Below are 18,945 nucleotides of genomic sequence, written 5' to 3'. Positions count from 1 at the left end.
CTATTTGACGGTTAAAACAATATTCTTAGCGTTATTATTGATGGTCTGAATCCATAATACTTTATTTCCCTCATCATAAAACCAACCACCATTTCCAAGCGTTGCATGGCTGGTTACTTTATTAACCGATTTACCATTTTCAGTAACTTCCGTTGGTTTATTAACATCCTGCCATCTTACCTTAGCTAGATAAGTTCTGGACGTTGGTTTAAAATCACCCGTAGTTTTGCTAATATTAATGGAAACCTTTGTTGACGGCGTGTTACCGACATCGATTAGTGTTTTTGCATATTTCCCTTTTTGGTATTCCAAAGAAATACCGTCATCATCAAATAGGGTAAAAGATCGGTTTTGTCCATCAACCGAAGGGAAAACATCCAGGGTTATCTTATCCAGCTTTTTCGCATCAGTATATTCCATATCGGGTTGCATAGGTAATACACCGCCCGCTTTAACAAACATAGGGATGGTATCCAAAGGTGCAACAACATGAATATATTGTCTACCTTCATATTTTTTTCCCGTCCAATAGTCAAACCAGGTACCTTTTGGTAAATAAACGCTACGTGTTACCGCCCCTTTTGTTACAACCGGGCATACCATTAAATTTTCTCCCAGGACATATTGATCATCTACCGTATAAGTATTGATATCATCCTGATTCTCCAAAACCAAAGCCCTCATCATAGGAATACCCGAAATATGGTTCTGATACATTACAGCATATAAATAAGGTTGTAAACGGTATCTTAAAGCATCATAAGACTTAAAATTTCTAAATGCATCCGGTCCGTAATTCCAGGGCTCTTTATAACCGGGATGATCCATTCCGAAAACCGTAGCTACCGGACTAAGCATTCCAAACTGTACCCATCTGATGTATAATTCAGGATCGGCCACATGCTCAAATCCGCCCATGCAATGCGCCCAATTGCTTACACCCGATAAACCGATATTTAATCCTGCTTTGATAACCGGTGCAAAATATTGCCACTCGCTCGGCCAATCTCCAGCAAAAATGAAAGGATATTTCTGTATGCCAGAATAACCTTCCCGCGTGTGATTTAATCCGCGCATATTATTAAATTTCTGAAAACTCTCATAAGCGCCCTTTGCATACGCCAGGGGGAAAAGATTATGTAAACGTTCAGCCTCTTTCCCGGTAGGCCCAACTTTATCACTTTCGTTTGCCAAAGCACCAAAGGCACTTCCTTCATCCGTTTTCAGGAACTTAGCACCAACTTCCGCCGCATGTTTAACACCATGTTCAAACCACCAGTCTACCGCTTTCTGATCGAAGAAATTTACAAATTCGCCCGGCTTCCCATTTTCCGGATAAGTATATCCTTTTGCCTGAGCCTGATCTAACAGATTCAGTTTCCTTGCATTATCAAAACGCGGCCTTAAGTGTACCCCAACCATTTTATAATGCATTCCGTAAAGCGCATCGAACATTCCCTTCGGATTCTTAAATGTTTCTCTCCACTCAAAAGAAGTCGCTCCTTTGCCACCCACATCACCAAATAGTCTCCAAGTAGAATCTAACCAGATAATATCTGTTGGAATTCCCTCTTTTCGTAAACGCTTTCCTAGTTCAATCACATACTGATCACTGGTCATCTCTTCATGTCCCCAGGTACCACCGCTGTAAGTTCCCACATGTAAACCCAATGCAAATTTTGGCATTAACGGAGCTTTTCCGGTTATGTCGGTATAACTATCCAATAAATTCAAAAATCCAGGGCCGTACATAAAGAAATAGTCCAGGTCTCCGTCTACAGCTTCATAGCTGTATTTTTCGCTATCCGCGTAACCCATATCCCAATTTGTACGAAAAGAGTTATGAAAAAATATCCCATACCCTCTTGTACTCATAAAAAAAGTAACCGGCGAATAATTAGCCTGTAATATATCGTAAGCACCAATCTGGTGTGGCAATCCTTTTCCACGTCCAACATCCAGACTCAACTTTTTACCTCTTCTATCCAAAAAATCCATACGCTCTCCAAAACCGAAGAAATGTTCATCAGGAAAAAGTTGCTTTTGATTGATTACTGATGTACCGTTTCTTTCCGGAGATTTGGCATCGGTATTTAATACTTTCCCGCTTTTGTCCGAAACCTCTATTCTAAATGGAGATTTATTGATTTTTATATTCAGAAATGCGGTACTCACATCAAAAGCATTGGCTTTTTCAGTTACTACAACATCCACATTATCCCATTTTTTACCGGCCAGCATATACATTTCATGGTCGATGAAGTTTCTATCCCAACTATACCTAACTCGAAATACACCGGGAGTACAAAACTCCAGTTTAACGTCTCCGTTAGTATTTGAAAAGTAAAGCTCGTTTCCGTTCTTTTTGAATCCTGATTTGTAATCACCAATGTCACCAGCCTTACCTCCTAAAACAGTTGATAATACAAACAAGCTCGATAAAATAATAAGTCTCATATCTGGGTCTAAAAAATCTCTAATTGATTAAATGCTGCACCTGGGTCTAACAGGTATATCTTAATTTCATTTTTTCCGCTTTTCACCGGGAGCTTAACACTGGCAACAGCATATCCACGCAATACATTTTTAGCCCAGGTGGCATCTTCCGATTTCGGATTAAACTGCATTACCTGAACAGGCTGGTTATTTACAGAAATTGCCATACGCACATTTCTTCCTTCATAAACACCTTGTGTAGGTAAGGTCTTTAGTAAAAATTCCTTTTCCCCGGTCAGATCGTTCCACTCATATCGTAAATAAGGAACGCTTTGCAGATCATTAGCGTTTAAAGCATCTGTATTCAGCGGAAATAGTGCCATAGAAAGTCCATTGATTCCCAATCCATCAACACCTTCAATACTAATTTCTCCTTTGTTTTGTATGGTGAATTGGTCTGCTTTTATGGTTTTCACAACATGAGTTTTTTCAACTTCTTCCCTCTTGTTACCTTGCAGGATATCCTTTTCCTCAGCAACTTTTGGCATTAAGAAAACCTCTCGATTTCGCGGTTTCCATTCCATTATCCCATCCCATTTTCCATGTGCTATTTTTGTGTTATATTTTTCCGTTTCAGATTTTATCTGTTCAAAAGCTTCTTTCGCCTTCGTTGCATATTTTAATGCCTCCGGATTACCCTGCTCTGCAAATAGCAAGCTTTGCTGGGCATAAAAGTGTTTTTCATTCATCAGCTTCGAACCAACAACGGGATAGTAAATTAACTGATAATAAGCATCCTGTAAATCTACAGGTATTTTAGCCTGCAACTGCTTTGCCTTGTCGGTTAATTTTTGGTACTCTGCTAAACGGCTGTTTTTTTCTACTTCTGTAAATTGGATAAAAGGAATATGTTCCGGTTTACCCGAAGCCGCCAATTCATAATATTTATTTTTTATAGCGGTGATTTCGTTGGCATATTGCACCCCAAAAGTCTCGGTAGCCCAATGCTTCACATACTGCAAGGCCTGCTGAGGTTTCCATTTATCTATATCCCATGCCAGATCCATGGCAAATTGCGTTTCCAACTCTGCAGGTTTAATATCTCCAACATTAATTACCCATAGGTCTTTTGCACCGTATTGATAAGCTTTATACAATTCATAAGAGACCAAAGCCGGAGAAGTACTACTTAGCCATAAATAATCCTGCGGAGCTCCCCAATATGATAAATGATAATAAACACCACTTCCACCGCTCCGTTCTTGTTCCTTTGGATTAGACAACTGTCGGATATAGCCGTGATTATCATCGGCCCAAACAATAGTAACATCTTCCGGCAACTCCAATCCCGATCGGTAAAGGGTCAGCACCTCCTTGTAAGGGCAAAAAATCTGTGGTATTTCTTTAATGGATTTAGTAGAATTATCTTCCAGCATCCGCCGTTGGATGCGTATAACATCATTCAACAATTTCACCTTCTCTCCCCGGTCTTTCGGCCCTGGCATGCCGCCATCATGAATGCCCCGCATTCCAATAGTATATACCGATTCGTAGGGATGGCTTTCTACCACCCGATCAAACCAGTACTGATCTATCTGCTGTTTATTTAAATCATATCGCCACTCACCGGGCTTCGCTCCGTATTCATTTTCATAATTCACCGCCCATTCAAAAACATTATTCCTTAGCATGGGTTCGCAATGGCTCGAGCCAACCACAATAGCATAATCGTTGGCTATTTTAGGATTTTCCTTATAGTAGTAAAAAGCCTTTGTGCTGGGATGCATAGCAGGCCAGATATAATTGGCCTTTAATCTTAAAAGCAACTCGAATATTTTAGTATAGGTATTAGGTCCGATATCTTTTATATCCGTGTCCATATGTTTTGCTGCCCAGGGTTGTAAACCCCAATCTTCATCGTTTAAGAAAATTCCGCGGTATTTAACAGAGGGCTGTTCAACGATTTCCTTTGTCACTTGCAGATAAAGAGCTTTCTTTTTAGCGGGAGTAATATCTGCCCACCAATAAAAAGGTGAGACCCCGATTTTTCTTGATATCTCAAAAAGTCCAAATGCCGTTGCCCTTCTATCACTTCCGACTACTAACAAAGCATTTTCAATTCCTTTATCAGGATATGCAATCTGTACAATTTTAAAAGCTTCCCATTTCCCTTTAATATCATTAACATTGATTTTTCCTGAAGCAATAAGCCGATCTATCCATTCCGAATGACCTATCGTTCCAGCTATAATGACGTTTTGCTGTTTGAACGGCTGCTGATTAACTAAAGGAATCTTAACATTTGTTATCGTCTTGATATCGCTTATTAAAGCCGATGCCGCAATATGCACCACTTTTTCTTCACCATTGTCGATGTATAAGGCAGCACTTTCTTTTGAAAACACCAGCGGAAACGAATGCTTAGACGGTAGTTCGGACACCGACAAACGTTGCGAAAAACCCGTTTTCACGCATAAGATGATTATTGCAACAGCTAGTTTCAATTTCTTTATAGCGTTCATTTTCTATGGAATTTTCTAATTACGCAGGTTATGTATTAATTAATTTTCAATCCTTAGAAGGTGTTTCAGAGTAAAAAGCATTTTATTTCGAGCCCATTGAGCGCATTCCTGTTACTTCAATTTATAAACCTCAGATCCGGCCAGTAGGAAACATCCTAATCCATAATCTTCAAAATCCGGCATACTGGAAAAAGTTACCGGTTGCCCATCTTTAGGTTCCTTCCCCGTCCCCTGTACATAGCCTAAAAAACCGCTCGGATGCACCGCTTCCTTCACCATCGCATTCCATGCTTTATCAATCATTGGTCTGTAAGTTTTCGCATCCAGAATACCCTTATTGATGCCCCAGGCCATTCCATATACAAAAAGTGATGTACCCGTAGTTTCTTTTCCGCCAAAATGGTTCGGGTCATGCAAGCTAACATTCCAAAAACCATCGGGACGTTGCACCGCAGCAACACCTTCCATCAATTCTTTAAAGTCCTGTAAATATTCCGCTCTATGCTTTTCATTCTGAGGGATAATATCCAGCACTCTCGCCAAAGCGGCAACTACCCAACCATTCCCTCTTGACCAATAACAATCTTCGCCGTTCGGCTCTTTATAAGGCGGAACAAAGTCCTTATCTCTCCACCACAATTTATCTTTCTGATTATACAAACCACCTCCCTCTGCTCTTTTAGAATGATTGTACATTTTGTACATATATTCATGATATTTCGCGTCCTTAGTCATAACCCCAAGCTTGGCAAAAATTGGCATCGCCATTTGTATCGCATCAATCCATGTCCAATCGTCATATTTTCCCGAAGCTATTATTAAATCTATAGATGCTTTAATATCTTTAATACGCTCCGGCTTTGGATCAATCTCATATAAATCCAGATATGTTTGGCCACAGTCATGATCATCGGCATTTCTGGTTTCTATACCATTTCTTAATCCCCATTTATGCTTATCTCCCCATTCTACTGCATAATCATAATAAACCTGGTTTTTATCAATTTTATACAATGCCATCAAACCTTCATAATAGACACCTCTTGTCCAGATGTTGCTGGGGCGCCATCTATTGGTATAGATGGGCTTTCCCGCATCAGGCCATTTATCCATAAAGTATTTATTCGTTCTACGCATCACCTCTAAAATCTCCTGTTTGTTTTTCGTCGCAGAATTCTGTTTTTGAACGGCACAGCCTGACAATCCTCCTACTAAAAGGAAGCCTATGAGAACTTGATTGAATCGGTACAATTTCATTTTTATTATTTTTAATTGGCTATAGTTTTCTGAAAATTTGGTTTGAGTTCATCAGGCGTTCCTTTCGTAAACGTATCAAACTGTTGTTTCGATGGCGTTTCCAATAGATCCTTTATCATTAACCAGTCTACCTGATAGATCGGTTTAAATTCTTCCGAACACATATAATTATACAAGCTATAATACAATTGTCTTGCAACAGGTTTATTTTTTACATCAGAGGATAATTCAGTACTTGACACGATGATTTTCCCTTTTCCCACTTTAGCTTCAAAAATCTGCGCTAATCTTCTGTTCATAAACCAGGTATCAATTGGCTGAACCAACGGTCTAAATCCGGCGGGAAAATCTTCCAGGTTCATCACTTGTGCCTTATTCAAAATCTCCCACCACTGCAACTGACCATATCCTTTTGTCGGAAAATACTCAAAAGCCTTATGTTTCTCATTTAATACAATGCCCAATGTGTGTGGAGGCCTCATTTTAAACCACGAAGTATTCCAGAAAACAGGTAAAAAATGCTGAACCACTTCTTTCCCCTTTACAATCTTGCCCGAAGCATTGAAGAAAACCTTCCCACCATTTTCCAATATATTTTTCGCCTTTTCATCCAACTCCGTAGTATAATAAATCTCGTTACTTAAAGCCGGATAAACCGTTGGATATACCCAAACATCCCAATCATTCTTAAAGCTGGTTCCTGCTATAGCCACTTCCAAATTCAATTGGTGAGCTTTATGAATAGCAGAAAGATCAATCGCTATATTCCCTATAAGATTCTGGTTACCAATAAGAACATCTTTCCTCTCAAATTTCCCGGACTGATAGACTAAACCTTCAGGGTTTTTCAACACCCATCTTATTTCAACACCCTTTAGATCCTTAGGACCAAAATGTGCAACTTCAACCTGCGCCGTTAACTTTTCGTCATTTGTAAATACAAATTTTGGAATCCTGGTTAAAGGGACTGTAGCATTACAAAACCTCGTAAATTCCTTCGCATCAATATATCCCTTTTCGGCCCAAAATGCATCCAAGACGCCAACCAGTGCAGTTCCCTGTCCCGGATAATCATTTAAAGACAGCAACTGAAATCCCGAGTATCCCGGTGTCCTTAGAGCCCTTTCAATTTCGTATTTATAGCATAAAGCCTGTAATTTTCCAGATGCATACAAAAAATCTTCAGCCTGACCCGCCATATTATGATCCGCTAAGTCTTCCTGAAATAATTCGAAGTTTTTTGCCCTGTATACCCCGGTATATTTATCAATTTCTTTAAAATTAGGGAAGACACAATATTGCCCCATTTCATGCGCAACAAAGGGCACATCAAACTGCTTTATTTTATCCCTAAAGTCGCTGATACTTTCCGGAAGGCGTTGCCAATCCAATCCTCTGGCACCGGCGCGTACCATAAATTCGCTATTTGGAATAACCGGCCAGCTTCCGCCTACAGATGCGCCAGTATATAGCCTTCGGCTATCCTTAGCTTTCCAGTAGTCTACAAATTTGGTTAAATAAGGCACTTGTCTGCCTCTTGGCTCATTACCATAGGCCAACATACAAAACGATGCATAATTGCCAAATTGTTTGGCCATTCTATTCGTTTCATCATAAATAAATTGATCGATAGGCTTTCCATCGCCCAAAGATGATCCATGATTTGCCCAGCTTGGTCCTTCCGGTTGCAGATACATTCCTACCAAATCCGCTGCGATAAACGCTGCCTCCGGCGGGCACCACGAATGGAAACGAACATGATTTAATCCATAAGCCTTACATTTTTCAAGAATCTTCTTCCACGATTCTACATCTGTATCCGGATAGCCTGTCAAAGGAAAAACTGCATTATCTACCGTTCCTCTTAGAAAAGTCTTTCTGCCATTCACTAAAAAATCGCGTCCGCTTGCCCTAAACTCACGCATTCCAAACTGAACCTTTTTAACATCAATTACTTTATGATTTAAAATAATTTTAGCTTCCATTTCGTAAAGCACCGGGTTAAACTCATCCCAGGTCTGGAATTTATCCATGGGTAAAATAAAGCTAACAGAATCAGATTTACCGCTGGATATCATAGAAAAGCGCTGTGCTTTCACCTCATGTGGAGTACCGGAATTGAAACTTTTTGCAGAAAGCTCTACAATAAGTTTTCCTTTTATCGCTGCTTCATTTCCAAGTTTAATATTAACCCTAGCATTCCCATTTTCTAATGATGGGTAAACCTGTAGATCATCAAAATACAGATGTGGGCCAGCCTGCAATTCCATTCTTCCGTTAATTCCGTTCCAGTTTCCCTGAGTATGGTCTGTTAAACTATGAGAATCCTGGCCAACATTTATTTCTTTAATCCGGTTATCAATCCGGATAGTTAACACATTTTTTCCCGCTTGTAAGAATTTAGAAATGTCATAAGCGTGGGCTTGCACCATGCTGTTTTGCAAACCCACTCTCTTGCCATTTACCCAAAGAATCGTTTCGGTATGCGGCTGCTCCAGAAACAAGACTATCCGTTTATCACTCCAGTTTTTAGGAATAACGACTTCTTTCTGATACCAGGCAGCACCTACATAATGCTTTTGAGGCGTTAACCAAAAAGGAATCTTGATATTTCCTTCTTTACGATATTTTTCTAACCTGGGATGGAAATAAAAAGAACTGTCATAAATACTACCCGTCCATTGCGTTTTCAGGGTAATCGCATCGCCCTTGTTATTTTCTGCCATAGAACCAGGTAACCTGATTTTATCTGGCAGATTTTTTTCAAACCATTTCTCTGTAACTCCAACATCCTGCGCATCTATTTGAAATTTCCATTCACCCGAGAGTGAAATTTTATCACTAGCAAAAGAGTTTGCACAGATCAACAATAACAGTATCAGGAAATAAACTTTATAAAGCTTCTTCATTATAATTGGTCGTTCGGTTTTAAACATTAGCAAACATTGCTATATGGTTCTGTTTTGCTATAATAGGACTATTTAGTTAAGTGGGCAACCCGTAGTGTCCTGTACCAGGTAGGAACAAAGACTATCAACTGTGTCCCTGTGTCCGTTCCTAAATCCACTTTACAAGTTTGGACAAAATCCTAACTTTAAAAGAACAATGGAAAAACCAAGAAAAGGAAAGAGCAAAGGTCGTACTCCTTTATTCGAAGACAGTTTTAAAATTGCAGTTGCCCGAGAATATATTTTGGGTGACTATAGCGCCAGTCAGGTTGGCAAGAAATACAATTTAAATTCAGACAATGTATTTTACTTTGTAAAGTGGTACAATAAGCATCATCCTGACCCAGCCCCAGAGACAAGTTCTCCTGCGGAATTAACGCCCTCAAACACCGCTAAGCTTGAAGAGGAATTAGCGTTGGCAAAACTTAAGATCACCGCATTAGAAATGCTCATTCGTAATGCCGAACGGGAAATGGGGGTAGATATTGTAAAAAAGCCTGGTACCAAACAGTAGGACAAATGAAAGAAATATATCATGAAATTTCCCTAACAACAATTTGTGCTTTGTTTGGTAGAAGTCGTCAAGGTTGGTATCAGCTAGCTGAAAATAAGGGACAGAAACAACTACAAAGAACTTTAGTGATAGAACAGGTTCGACAAATAAAAAGTGAATTGCCCCACATCGGCGGCCTTAAGATGCACTCCATGCTGCAAAAATTCCTATCTGCTCATCAGATTTCGATGGGAAGAGATGCTTTTTTCTGCTTATTAAAGGAAAATAATTTGCTGGTTAAGCCCCGGAGATTATATGCCAGAACGACCAATTCCTTTCATCATTTTAAGAAATGGCCGGATCTGGTGCAAAGACGTAAAGCTATAATGGCAGAAGAAATATGGGTGAGCGATATTACCTATTTAAAAACAAAAAAAGGTTTTATCTATCTTAGTTTGATTACAGATGCTTATTCAAGAAAAATTGTAGGTTATAACTTAAGTCGAAACTTAAAAGCAGAAGGATGCATAAAAGCATTTCAGATGGCGTTAAAATCAAGATTATACCCAAAAAGACCTCTTATTCATCACTCTGACAGGGGAATTCAATACTGCTGTGACGATTATGTCCAATTATTGATCAGCCAAAATGTACAAATTAGCATGACGCAAAATGGAAGCCCTTATGATAATGCTATCGCAGAGCGGGTGAATGGTATTTTAAAACAAGAATTTAATCTATACCAATCTTTTGACTCATACCAACAAGCTAAAGATGCAGTAGAAAACGCAATTATCAGTTATAACCAGATCAGACCCCACTTCTCTTGCCAGCTTCAAACACCACAAGCAAAACATGCATCAAGTAATGCATGGTAAAGTGAAATCAGGAAAATAAAATTTAGTGTAAAGTAATATCGGGAAAATAATATAAATTGTAAACCAAAATTAGTAATTACCGTCCAAATTTGTCAAGTAAATCTAGTATAGGACAATTCTATTAAAAGACCGAATAGGCAGAGATTAAACCCGGATTAAAGAGAAAATTCCCCTCTATTTTATCCGAGTTTAATCCGTCTTTTATCCGCAATTACGAGTCTATAGTGAATATATGCCAAATTAGCCATAAATACGCGACAAGTAAAATCATACTAAACTTGTCTCAGGATCTATAGAAAAACATCTGATGAGATGTTGAAACGAGTTCAATATGACCCTTGATGGAAGAGTTCTAGTAATATTGATCTGAACACTCTATAACGAGATTCCTCCCTCCGGTCAGAATGAACAAAATGTAGTAATTATAACAAAATCAATTAAACTTATCCTGTGCTCTTTTCTTGTCAAGCTTTTCGAAAGGTATCACGCCTGCTCTGTCTGCCCATTTTAAATAAAGCTTTTCCAGTTCGTTTACCTTATTCGGATTCTTTTCTGCTAAATTATGGAGTTCTGTACGGTCTTCGTTTAAATTATACAATTCCCATTTGTTTTGCGGATATTCCGATACCAATTTCCATTCTCCTTGTCTAACCGCCCGGTTACCTTCATGCTCAAAATACAGGGCTTCGTGTCCTTTCCATTTTTTTTGTTGAAAAAGAGGCACTAAGCTTATTCCCTCTGTTGGCGTAATGGTATTCCCTTTATATGTTTTGGGATAAACTGCTCCGGCCAGGTCTAAACAAGTAGCCATCAAATCTATAATATGGGCAGGTTGTTTGGATAGTTGTCCGGATTTAACCAATCCCGGTCCATAAGCAATAAAAGGAGTTGCCGTTCCGCCTTCATATTCCCAATGTTTAAAATATCTGAAAGGTGTATTGCTTACGTTTGCACCTTCAACGCCATAAGCTGTAAAAGAGGTCGGATCGCTTGCTGGTTTAAAATTTGCCGCTCTGATTTCTTCTGTATAACCGGTATTTGTTATGGTTTCATTACTACCCCCGTTGTCTGATAGAAACATAAAAATGGTATTATCTTCTTCTCCGAGCTCTTTTACCTTTTTCCTTACTTTACCAATATTCTGATCCATTCTATCTATCATCGCATAATAAACGGCCATTTTTTCGTCCCACGCTTCTTTTTCTTTGCTCGTTAGGCTGTCCCATTTGCGTAAATCTTTATCCATAGGTGAGAGCTTTATTTTTGGATCTATTACCCCTAATTGAACTTGCTTTTTATAGCGTTGCTCGCGAAGTACTTCCCATCCCCTAGCAAATTTCCCTTTGTATTTTTTGATATCTTCTGGTAATGCATGTAAAGGCCAATGCGGTGCCTGATAGGCTAAATAAAGAAAGAAAGGCTTGTTATTGTTCTTCGTTTCTTCGATAAACCGAAGCGCATAATCTGTATAGGCATCGGTAGAATAGTAATTGGCTCCCGGAGTGAATTCTTCATTGCCTAATGCTATTGTTAATTTTTGATTGGGACGATAAGGTCTGTTTTCAAAATAACTGTTTGCTCCATCTATTAAACCAAAGTATTTATCGAACCCCCTTTGTAAAGGCCAATTTTCTTTATTTTGCCCTACATGCCATTTTCCTCCCATAATGGTATTATATCCATTTTTTTGTAATACCTCGGCAATAGTGACACTTGTTTTATTCAAATAACCCTGATAGGCGGGATACGGGCGGGCGTTCACCATATCTCCAACACCTGCCTGATGGGCGTATAAGCCGGTTAATAAAGACGCTCTGGATGGGCAACATCTGGATGCATTATAAAAATTCGCCATTTTTAATCCTTTTGACGCCATTTCATCCAGATTGGGTGTTTGTACATCTGATCCAAAACATCCAATATCCGAATAGCCCATATCGTCTGCCAGAATAATGATGATGTTGGGTTTCTTTTTTTGGGCAACTGAGAGCTGAAAAGCACTTACCACCACTACTAACGTATAAAAAATCTTTTTCATCATATTGGTTTATTTCATTATCACCTTGAGGTTCTTGAAAGGTTATTCGCAGAAGACTTCGAGGACCTACTATTGACGTATTCTCTTAAATCTCTAATAATGAGATTGCTTCAATTCCTCGGAATGATGTTCCTATTTTTATCATTGCGAGGAGGTTACGACGAAGCAATCTCTAAAAAATTTATTTTTATCATCAGCTCTACGACTCAAATCATCCGTTTCAATCAGATAAACATTTTTAAATTTACTATTTATACTGATATCTTTTTCAACTTTTCGTAAAGCATTATTTTAAGTATTTATTCAACCGGATATTCTTATTTTCCCGAATTCCTTTCACTACGGCCTGTGCATTAAATTTCGCGCCTCCCTCTAGCGTATGTGTTGCATCTTTAGATCCGAAATACAATTCATTCACTTTTGCCTCACCAATGGTGTCGTATTCATCAGCGATAATTTTGTTTAATGGGATAAAGTATGCGTTGCCCTGCTTCGCTGCTTCCTGTGCCCAAACAGCATATTCCGAGCGGTTTACTTTACCATCTTTCCATGAATTTCTGGGAATTAATGAACAAACTACAGCTGTTGCTCCTTTATCCTGGATATTTTTGATAAATCTTCTCAAATAAAATCCATAGCTATAAACCACTTCTTTTTGCTTTAGAAAGGGATTATAGATTTCCTCAAACTCATCTCCGTTTCCTTTTATAGTTCCTCTTGCTCTTAAAGTATCAGCAAGCGGGCTGCTATCATTATGTCCAAATTGCATGATTACAAAATCCCCAGGTTTAATATCATCCAATACTTTTTGCCATAATTGCGGATTATTATAAAATGTTCTGGAGCTAGTTCCTCCTAAGGCCCTGTTTTCTACATTAATTTTATCCTGATTAAAATAATCTTGCAAAAAATTTCCCCAGCCCCATAAACCACCATCCCCTTTACCTTTACCATTCTTGACGGTGGAATCACCAATTAAAAACAAGGTTGGCTTATTATTTACTTTTTGATAAATGAAAGAGCTTAATAACGTTATTGACGCTATCAAAATGATGTATAAAATGGTTTTATTGATTCTCATAGCTAATTATTTCCTTAAAAATTGTGCTAATGGATGTTTATTTAATCTTCTAAGCCCTTCTGCAACAGATTCTGCATTGACTAATGCGCCTGCTTTATTGGTGTGGGTATGATCTCCCGGGAAGAAAGATTCTTTCACTTTCTCCGGCCCTAGCTTTTGGTATTTATCTGCCGAAATTGAATTTAGATCTATAAAAGCTACACCCTCTTCCTCCGCAATTTGCTTTGCCCACAGGCCAAAGTCCTTATCCGCTCTTTTAACATTACCTTTATCATCCCATTGGTTTCTTGGAATCATAGACAGGACAATCGGTGTTGCTCCTTTAGCTTTTGCACCTCTGATGAACTTTCTTAAATAAGCACCATAGGTAAATACTGTTTCAGGCTTTCCATCTGGCCAAACCAGATTAACACTGTCTTGTCCAATGCCTCTTAACACCCCACGGTAACCTGCTTTGGTTGTGTCGGGTTTACTTCCTTCATTATGCCCAAACTGAATCATCAGGTAATCTCCGGGTTTTAATAATGAATCTACTTTTGCCCAACGCTTTTCTTTGACAAAGGTTCGTGTACTTCTACCTGCCATGGCATGGTTAGCGATATTTATTTTAGTAGTATCTAAATATTCTCCAATTAAAGATCCCCATCCCCAATATTCTTTGTTGGTATTACGTACGGTTGAATCACCTATAATATATAGGGTTGGTTTATCCTTAGGTTTAAACGCTATAATAATCCCCAAAACAAACAAACAACTCAGTATTTTTTTCATTTTTTATTCGGTTTCAATTGTATATAAACTGGTTGATCTCTATCACAAGATAATTTTCCGTCTTCATACTTTAACTCGGCAAGCTGAATGACGCTTCTCCTTTGCTCATGACCATCTTTCCCTTTATTTTCCGGTGTTTTGCCCGGATGCGTAAAGTAAAAAATATAGGCCTTTCCATCATTGATTACTACATCCGGATGTCCTCCCATTACGCCATCATCTTTTCCTTTTCCGGGTTCAAATAGTATTTCTTTTTCCTGCTTTTTCCAGTTCAGTAAATCGTCCGAATAAAACACGCCCAATCCCTTCCACATGTCTACCACCATCCAATATTTCCCCTTCCATTCGAAAACTTTTGGTCCTTCTCCTCTGGTTGCAATGGCTTTGCCTTTATCAGTCCAGTGATACAAATCATTACTATCGGCATAATAAATAGATTTTCCGTCCATCTCATTATTGTACCACATACGCCATCCACCATCAGGTAATGGATATACACAGGCATCAATAACTTTATTGTTCACTAAATTTAATGTACTCTGGTAATCCCAGTTTAACAGGTCTTTACTGGTAAAATGAAGAATGTTTCTTGGATGCTTCCAATCTGTAAAGACTCCGGGCACATAAGTTAAATACATATGATATATTCCTCTATGTTCTATTACTTCCGGTGCCCAATGCGTATAATCTGCTAAACGGTAATTAATATTTGCCGTATCCCTGTAAGTCCATTTCGCTCCATCTTTGGACTGAGCAATCCCAATACGTGTACCATGTACCCAGGAAACTCCTTCTAATTGGGTTTCGGTAGCTCGTCTGTTCGTATAAAACATAAACCACTGTTTTTCTTTCTTATTCCATATCACTACAGGGTCTGCAGCTCCGTTATAAACAGGGTCGACAAATAAAGGTTTATCCGCCAATTTCCCTTTATTTTGAGCATGACCTGCCTGAATAAAACATACAAATTGGAGTAAAAAGGCAATGGTAACACGATATATTATCTTTACTTTTTCCATTTTATCAGCTCGATATTTGGTTGTTTGATTGCGCCCATCCCTGTTCCCAGATAATACCCCGTATGGGGCGGTTGGTTATAGGCAACATTTTGCCACGCTATGCTAAGGCGATATTGCGGATCATGCATTAAGGTATAGTTTCTGTGTTCCGTTGGTATTGTTGTTGTATATATCCTCAATTTTTGATTGTCGTTTGTTCTTAGTATTAACTCTTCACGCCAATCCCCAAAGATATCTGCACTTAAATTAGGTGTACTTTTACTACCGTTAATAGAACTTGCTCCTTCTGCTGTAAAAATTCTCCCTTTATTGTATTTTTCAATATAGTTTGAGTTCAATAACTCCCTACTTAAATCGCCATCCCACCAGATCAGAAAGTTAACAGACCGCGGTGCGGGACCTACAATATTTCCTTTCATATCGTAGGCTTCACGAGATCCGGACCACCACATATATGCTCCTTTATGCGCCGGGTCTATATTCTCTGCTACGCCACGACCAACATCCTGATCTATTGCTCCTTTAAAAAGTATTTCACCGTTTTTGGCGTCATATAGCGCGGCTCCGATACCTTTCGCTCCGCCTTTCAATTCGTGTATTCCAAAAACTTCCAACCCTGGCCTTTCCGGATCTAAATCTCCAACATGCAGTGCATCTCCATGTCCCAAACCTGTCGTAAATAAACCTTTGCCATTATCGTCAACTACCATCGAGCCAAATATGATTTCGTCTTTGCCGTCGCCATCCACATCCGCTACGCTTAAATTATGATATCCCTGCCCCGAGAATGGATTTCTACTGTCTTTGGTATCAAACTCCCATCTTTTGGTTAGCTTTCCATTTTTAAAGTCCCAGGCTACCAGAACACTTCTGGCATAATATCCCCTGGTCATTACCAAACTTGGGTGCTTACCGTCTAAATAGGCTATACAGGCCAAAAAGCGATCTGCCCGGTTTCCATTATAATCGGTCCTTCCGCCACTTGCCAGATGTCCCCAATCTACAACGTTCCCCCTCCCAGGTAAGTAGTCTACTGTAGTTATCGCCTCCCCTGTTAATCCATTAAACACAGTCAAATATTCCGGTCCTTTTAATATACGTCCCAAATTTCCCGATTTAGGATCTAATTCGCGCCAATCTTTCGCTCCGTCACCTATCACTTTTCCTTGGGCATCCGTTGTTCCATCTGCCGTTTTACATACAAATTCTGCTCTGCCATCACCATCCAGATCATAAACCATAAACTGGGTATAATGTGCCCCTTCTCTAATGTTTTTACCTAAATTAATTTCCCATAAAAAAGTACCGTCTAATTTATATGCCTGAAATATGGGCTCCGATGTGATCCCATTTTGTGAATTGTCTGCTCCGCGCCCGGTTTGGTGTATGATCAATTCATATTCGCCATCGCCATCTAGGTCGCCAACGGAAATATCTCCAGGTGTATAACCTGGTGGCGTTCTCAATGAAATTTCCAGGTATTGTTGAATTGGTGTGTTGGCTTTTAATGTATATGATTGTGCTTCCGCCTCGTGTCCTTTGTTGACAGGTTTAACAGAATAGATGACATTTTTATTTAAATCTACTCCGGCGTCCATAAAATTGGTTCCTTTTGTTAACGGTTCTTTATTTAATTTTTCATCTTTTCCGCTTTCATATTTTCTATAAATATTGAAAGCCGTTTGGAGAGCATCTGTAGCCAATAGTCTCCAGCTTATAAAAACACTGTCTGCCGCTGTAGGCATGGCTATTATCCCCCTAGTTAGATACTCCATGCGCCTTTGTGCAAGGGCTTGACTACCACTAAATACAAATAGTAACAGGCAGCCTATAAAGTAAAGATTTCCTTTTATGCTCATGGATACGATTGGTTTTGATCTTTTCATTTAATTGGGTTCGGTTATATCGGAAATCCAAGGTAAAAACTTTCTACAGATCAACTGTCATGTACTATTATGATGTGAGAAATTCAGAAAAAATAAAGCCGAACTTTTGAAGTCCGGCTTTTATCTTATTTATTAAAAGTGCTTTATTTAAAATTTCTCAAATTCACCTTTAACGCTTTTATCCAGTTTTTCCAGATCAACTTTTTCACCGTTGATGATTACATTATCGAATACCATACCTTTGGTATAATTCGACTGAACAGGAATTTTCACTCCGTTAATTGTTGAGTTACTAATTCTTAAATTCTCAACCGGAGATTCTTTATATGCATTAATTAAAACGCCAAATTTCCCTCCCTGTTTGATATTCAGGTTCTCGACACTGATATTTCTTATGGTAGGCAGGAAATCGCCCGGCTTTTCGTAAAACATATCACAAAGAATTGCAGCTTCTTTGTAAGTACCTACTTCAACATTCCTCATATAAACATTTTCAATAATACCACCTCTAAGGGAACTGGTTTTTAATCTCAATATTCTATCCAGATTCGGGCTGTCCATAATCAGATTTTGCGCGAAGATATTCCTTGCACCACCAGAAATTTCACTTCCGATTACAACACCACCGTGTCCATCTTTCATCTCACAATTTTCAATAATGTGGTTTTCAGCTGGTCTGGCGATGTTTCTTCCATCTTCATTTCTGCCTGATTTAATGGCAATACAATCGTCTCCTGTATCAAAATAACATCCTGTAATCAAAACATTTTTACATGATTCCGGATCGCAACCGTCGTTATTTGGACCATGTGTAACCACTTTAACATTTCTAACGGTTACATTTTCACATAAAACTGGGTTGATATTCCAAAATGGTGCATTTATGATCTTTACATCTGCGATAAGCACATTTTTGGACAAATAGGGTTGAATAAACGGAGGTCTTAAATAACTCCCGTCTCCGTGGATTCTTTCTCTTGCCGGAACTAAATCTTTCACCTGTTGGGTTAATATCTTAACAGCAGCTAATTGATTTGGTATTCCTTCTTTCCATCCGTATTCTTTTTTTGCTTTCCATGGCCACCAGTATTCGTTATTTGCATTTCCATCCAATATTCCATTACCGGTAATTGCAATATTTTCCTGTTCATAAGCATAGATCAACGGAGAATAGTTCATACATTCCATTCCCTCCCAACGAGAAAAAACAAGTGGTTTATAGTCGTTTACATCTCGACTGAATAAAATTTTCGCTCCGTCTTCTAAATGAAGATTAACATTGCTTTTCAGGTGAATTGGCCCACTCAGGAAGGTTCCTTTGGGAACAATCACCCTACCGCCTCCATTAGTATGGCAGGCTTCAATTGCTTTCCTTATAGCTTCTGTGCTTTTAACTGTACTATCTAAGCTCGCTCCGTAATCAGTAATCTTGTAATCTACTTTTTTAAATGTAGGAGCAACAATTAATTTCCTGATACTATCTGCTGTTTTCCATGCATTTGCATCTGCAGATGAAATCTTGCCTTTCGTGGAACAGGAGACTATCAATGCCCCCAACAATAATGCAGCTATGGCTTTTTCTAAAAATTTCTTCATTACGTTTTGCGTGTTTGTTT

Annotated in this window: 12 protein-coding genes; 2 read left to right on the top strand and 10 right to left on the bottom strand. The window is 38.8% G+C overall.

Features of this window, described 5'->3' with window-relative positions; all coding sequences use genetic code 11:
• The 4 genes from PEDSA_RS18755 to PEDSA_RS18740 form a co-directional block, all read right to left on the bottom strand.
• Positions 1–2,457, bottom strand: coding sequence for a glycoside hydrolase family 31 protein (locus PEDSA_RS18755; protein ID WP_013634746.1), 2,457 nt, complete (start codon positions 2,455–2,457; stop codon positions 1–3).
• A gap of 8 nt (positions 2,458–2,465) precedes the next feature.
• Positions 2,466–4,958 (bottom strand): glycosyl hydrolase 115 family protein, encoded by a 2,493-nt coding sequence (locus tag PEDSA_RS18750; RefSeq protein WP_013634745.1) that lies wholly within the window; start codon positions 4,956–4,958, stop codon positions 2,466–2,468.
• A 111-nt stretch (positions 4,959–5,069) separates the two neighbouring features.
• Positions 5,070–6,215 carry a glycoside hydrolase family 88/105 protein gene (locus PEDSA_RS18745; protein WP_013634744.1) on the bottom strand — a complete coding sequence of 382 codons (1,146 nt, stop codon included), beginning with the start codon at positions 6,213–6,215 and terminating at the stop codon, positions 5,070–5,072.
• Between the two features lie 11 nt (positions 6,216–6,226).
• Complete coding sequence (locus PEDSA_RS18740; protein ID WP_041537163.1) at positions 6,227–9,124, bottom strand: exo-beta-1,4-galactosidase; 2,898 nt, start codon at positions 9,122–9,124, stop codon at positions 6,227–6,229.
• A 196-nt stretch (positions 9,125–9,320) separates the two neighbouring features.
• Between PEDSA_RS18740 and PEDSA_RS18735 the strand changes: the two genes are divergently transcribed.
• Together PEDSA_RS18735 and PEDSA_RS18730 are read left to right on the top strand one after the other, a co-directional pair.
• Positions 9,321–9,677, top strand: a complete 357-nt coding sequence (locus tag PEDSA_RS18735; RefSeq protein WP_013631395.1) for a transposase — start codon at positions 9,321–9,323, stop codon at positions 9,675–9,677.
• Positions 9,678–9,682: 5 nt separating this feature from the next.
• The gene (locus PEDSA_RS18730; RefSeq protein ID WP_013634742.1) at positions 9,683–10,534 is read left to right on the top strand and encodes an IS3 family transposase; all 852 of its coding nucleotides are present in this window, start codon (positions 9,683–9,685) and stop codon (positions 10,532–10,534) included.
• A 433-nt stretch (positions 10,535–10,967) separates the two neighbouring features.
• On the opposite strand, the gene PEDSA_RS18725 is transcribed toward PEDSA_RS18730, so the two are convergent.
• The 6 genes from PEDSA_RS18725 to PEDSA_RS18700 all read right to left on the bottom strand — a co-directional run bounded on the left by PEDSA_RS18725 (position 10,968) and on the right by PEDSA_RS18700 (position 18,925).
• Positions 10,968–12,575, bottom strand: a complete 1,608-nt coding sequence (locus tag PEDSA_RS18725) for an arylsulfatase (protein WP_013634741.1) — start codon at positions 12,573–12,575, stop codon at positions 10,968–10,970.
• Between the two features lie 283 nt (positions 12,576–12,858).
• Positions 12,859–13,653 carry a GDSL-type esterase/lipase family protein gene (locus tag PEDSA_RS20365; protein WP_013634740.1) on the bottom strand — a complete coding sequence of 265 codons (795 nt, stop codon included), beginning with the start codon at positions 13,651–13,653 and terminating at the stop codon, positions 12,859–12,861.
• Between the two features lie 6 nt (positions 13,654–13,659).
• Complete coding sequence (locus PEDSA_RS20360; protein WP_013634739.1) at positions 13,660–14,424, bottom strand: rhamnogalacturonan acetylesterase; 765 nt, start codon at positions 14,422–14,424, stop codon at positions 13,660–13,662.
• The gene (locus tag PEDSA_RS18710) at positions 14,421–15,443 is read right to left on the bottom strand and encodes a family 43 glycosylhydrolase (RefSeq protein WP_013634738.1); all 1,023 of its coding nucleotides are present in this window, start codon (positions 15,441–15,443) and stop codon (positions 14,421–14,423) included. Before PEDSA_RS18710 ends, PEDSA_RS20360 begins: the two co-directional genes overlap by 4 nt.
• Entirely contained in the window at positions 15,431–17,329 is a 1,899-nt protein-coding gene (locus PEDSA_RS18705; protein WP_281015294.1) for a rhamnogalacturonan lyase, read from the bottom strand. Before PEDSA_RS18705 ends, PEDSA_RS18710 begins: the two co-directional genes overlap by 13 nt.
• A gap of 147 nt (positions 17,330–17,476) precedes the next feature.
• Entirely contained in the window at positions 17,477–18,925 is a 1,449-nt protein-coding gene (locus PEDSA_RS18700) for a glycoside hydrolase family 28 protein (RefSeq protein WP_013634736.1), read from the bottom strand.
• Positions 18,926–18,945 lie beyond the last annotated feature (20 nt).

The sequence above is a fragment of the Pseudopedobacter saltans DSM 12145 genome (genome assembly GCF_000190735.1).
GTDB classification, from domain to species: Bacteria; Bacteroidota; Bacteroidia; order Sphingobacteriales; family Sphingobacteriaceae; genus Pseudopedobacter; species Pseudopedobacter saltans.
Note: the sequence above shows the minus strand (reverse complement) of the source record. Positions and strands in the feature narration are given on the sequence as shown.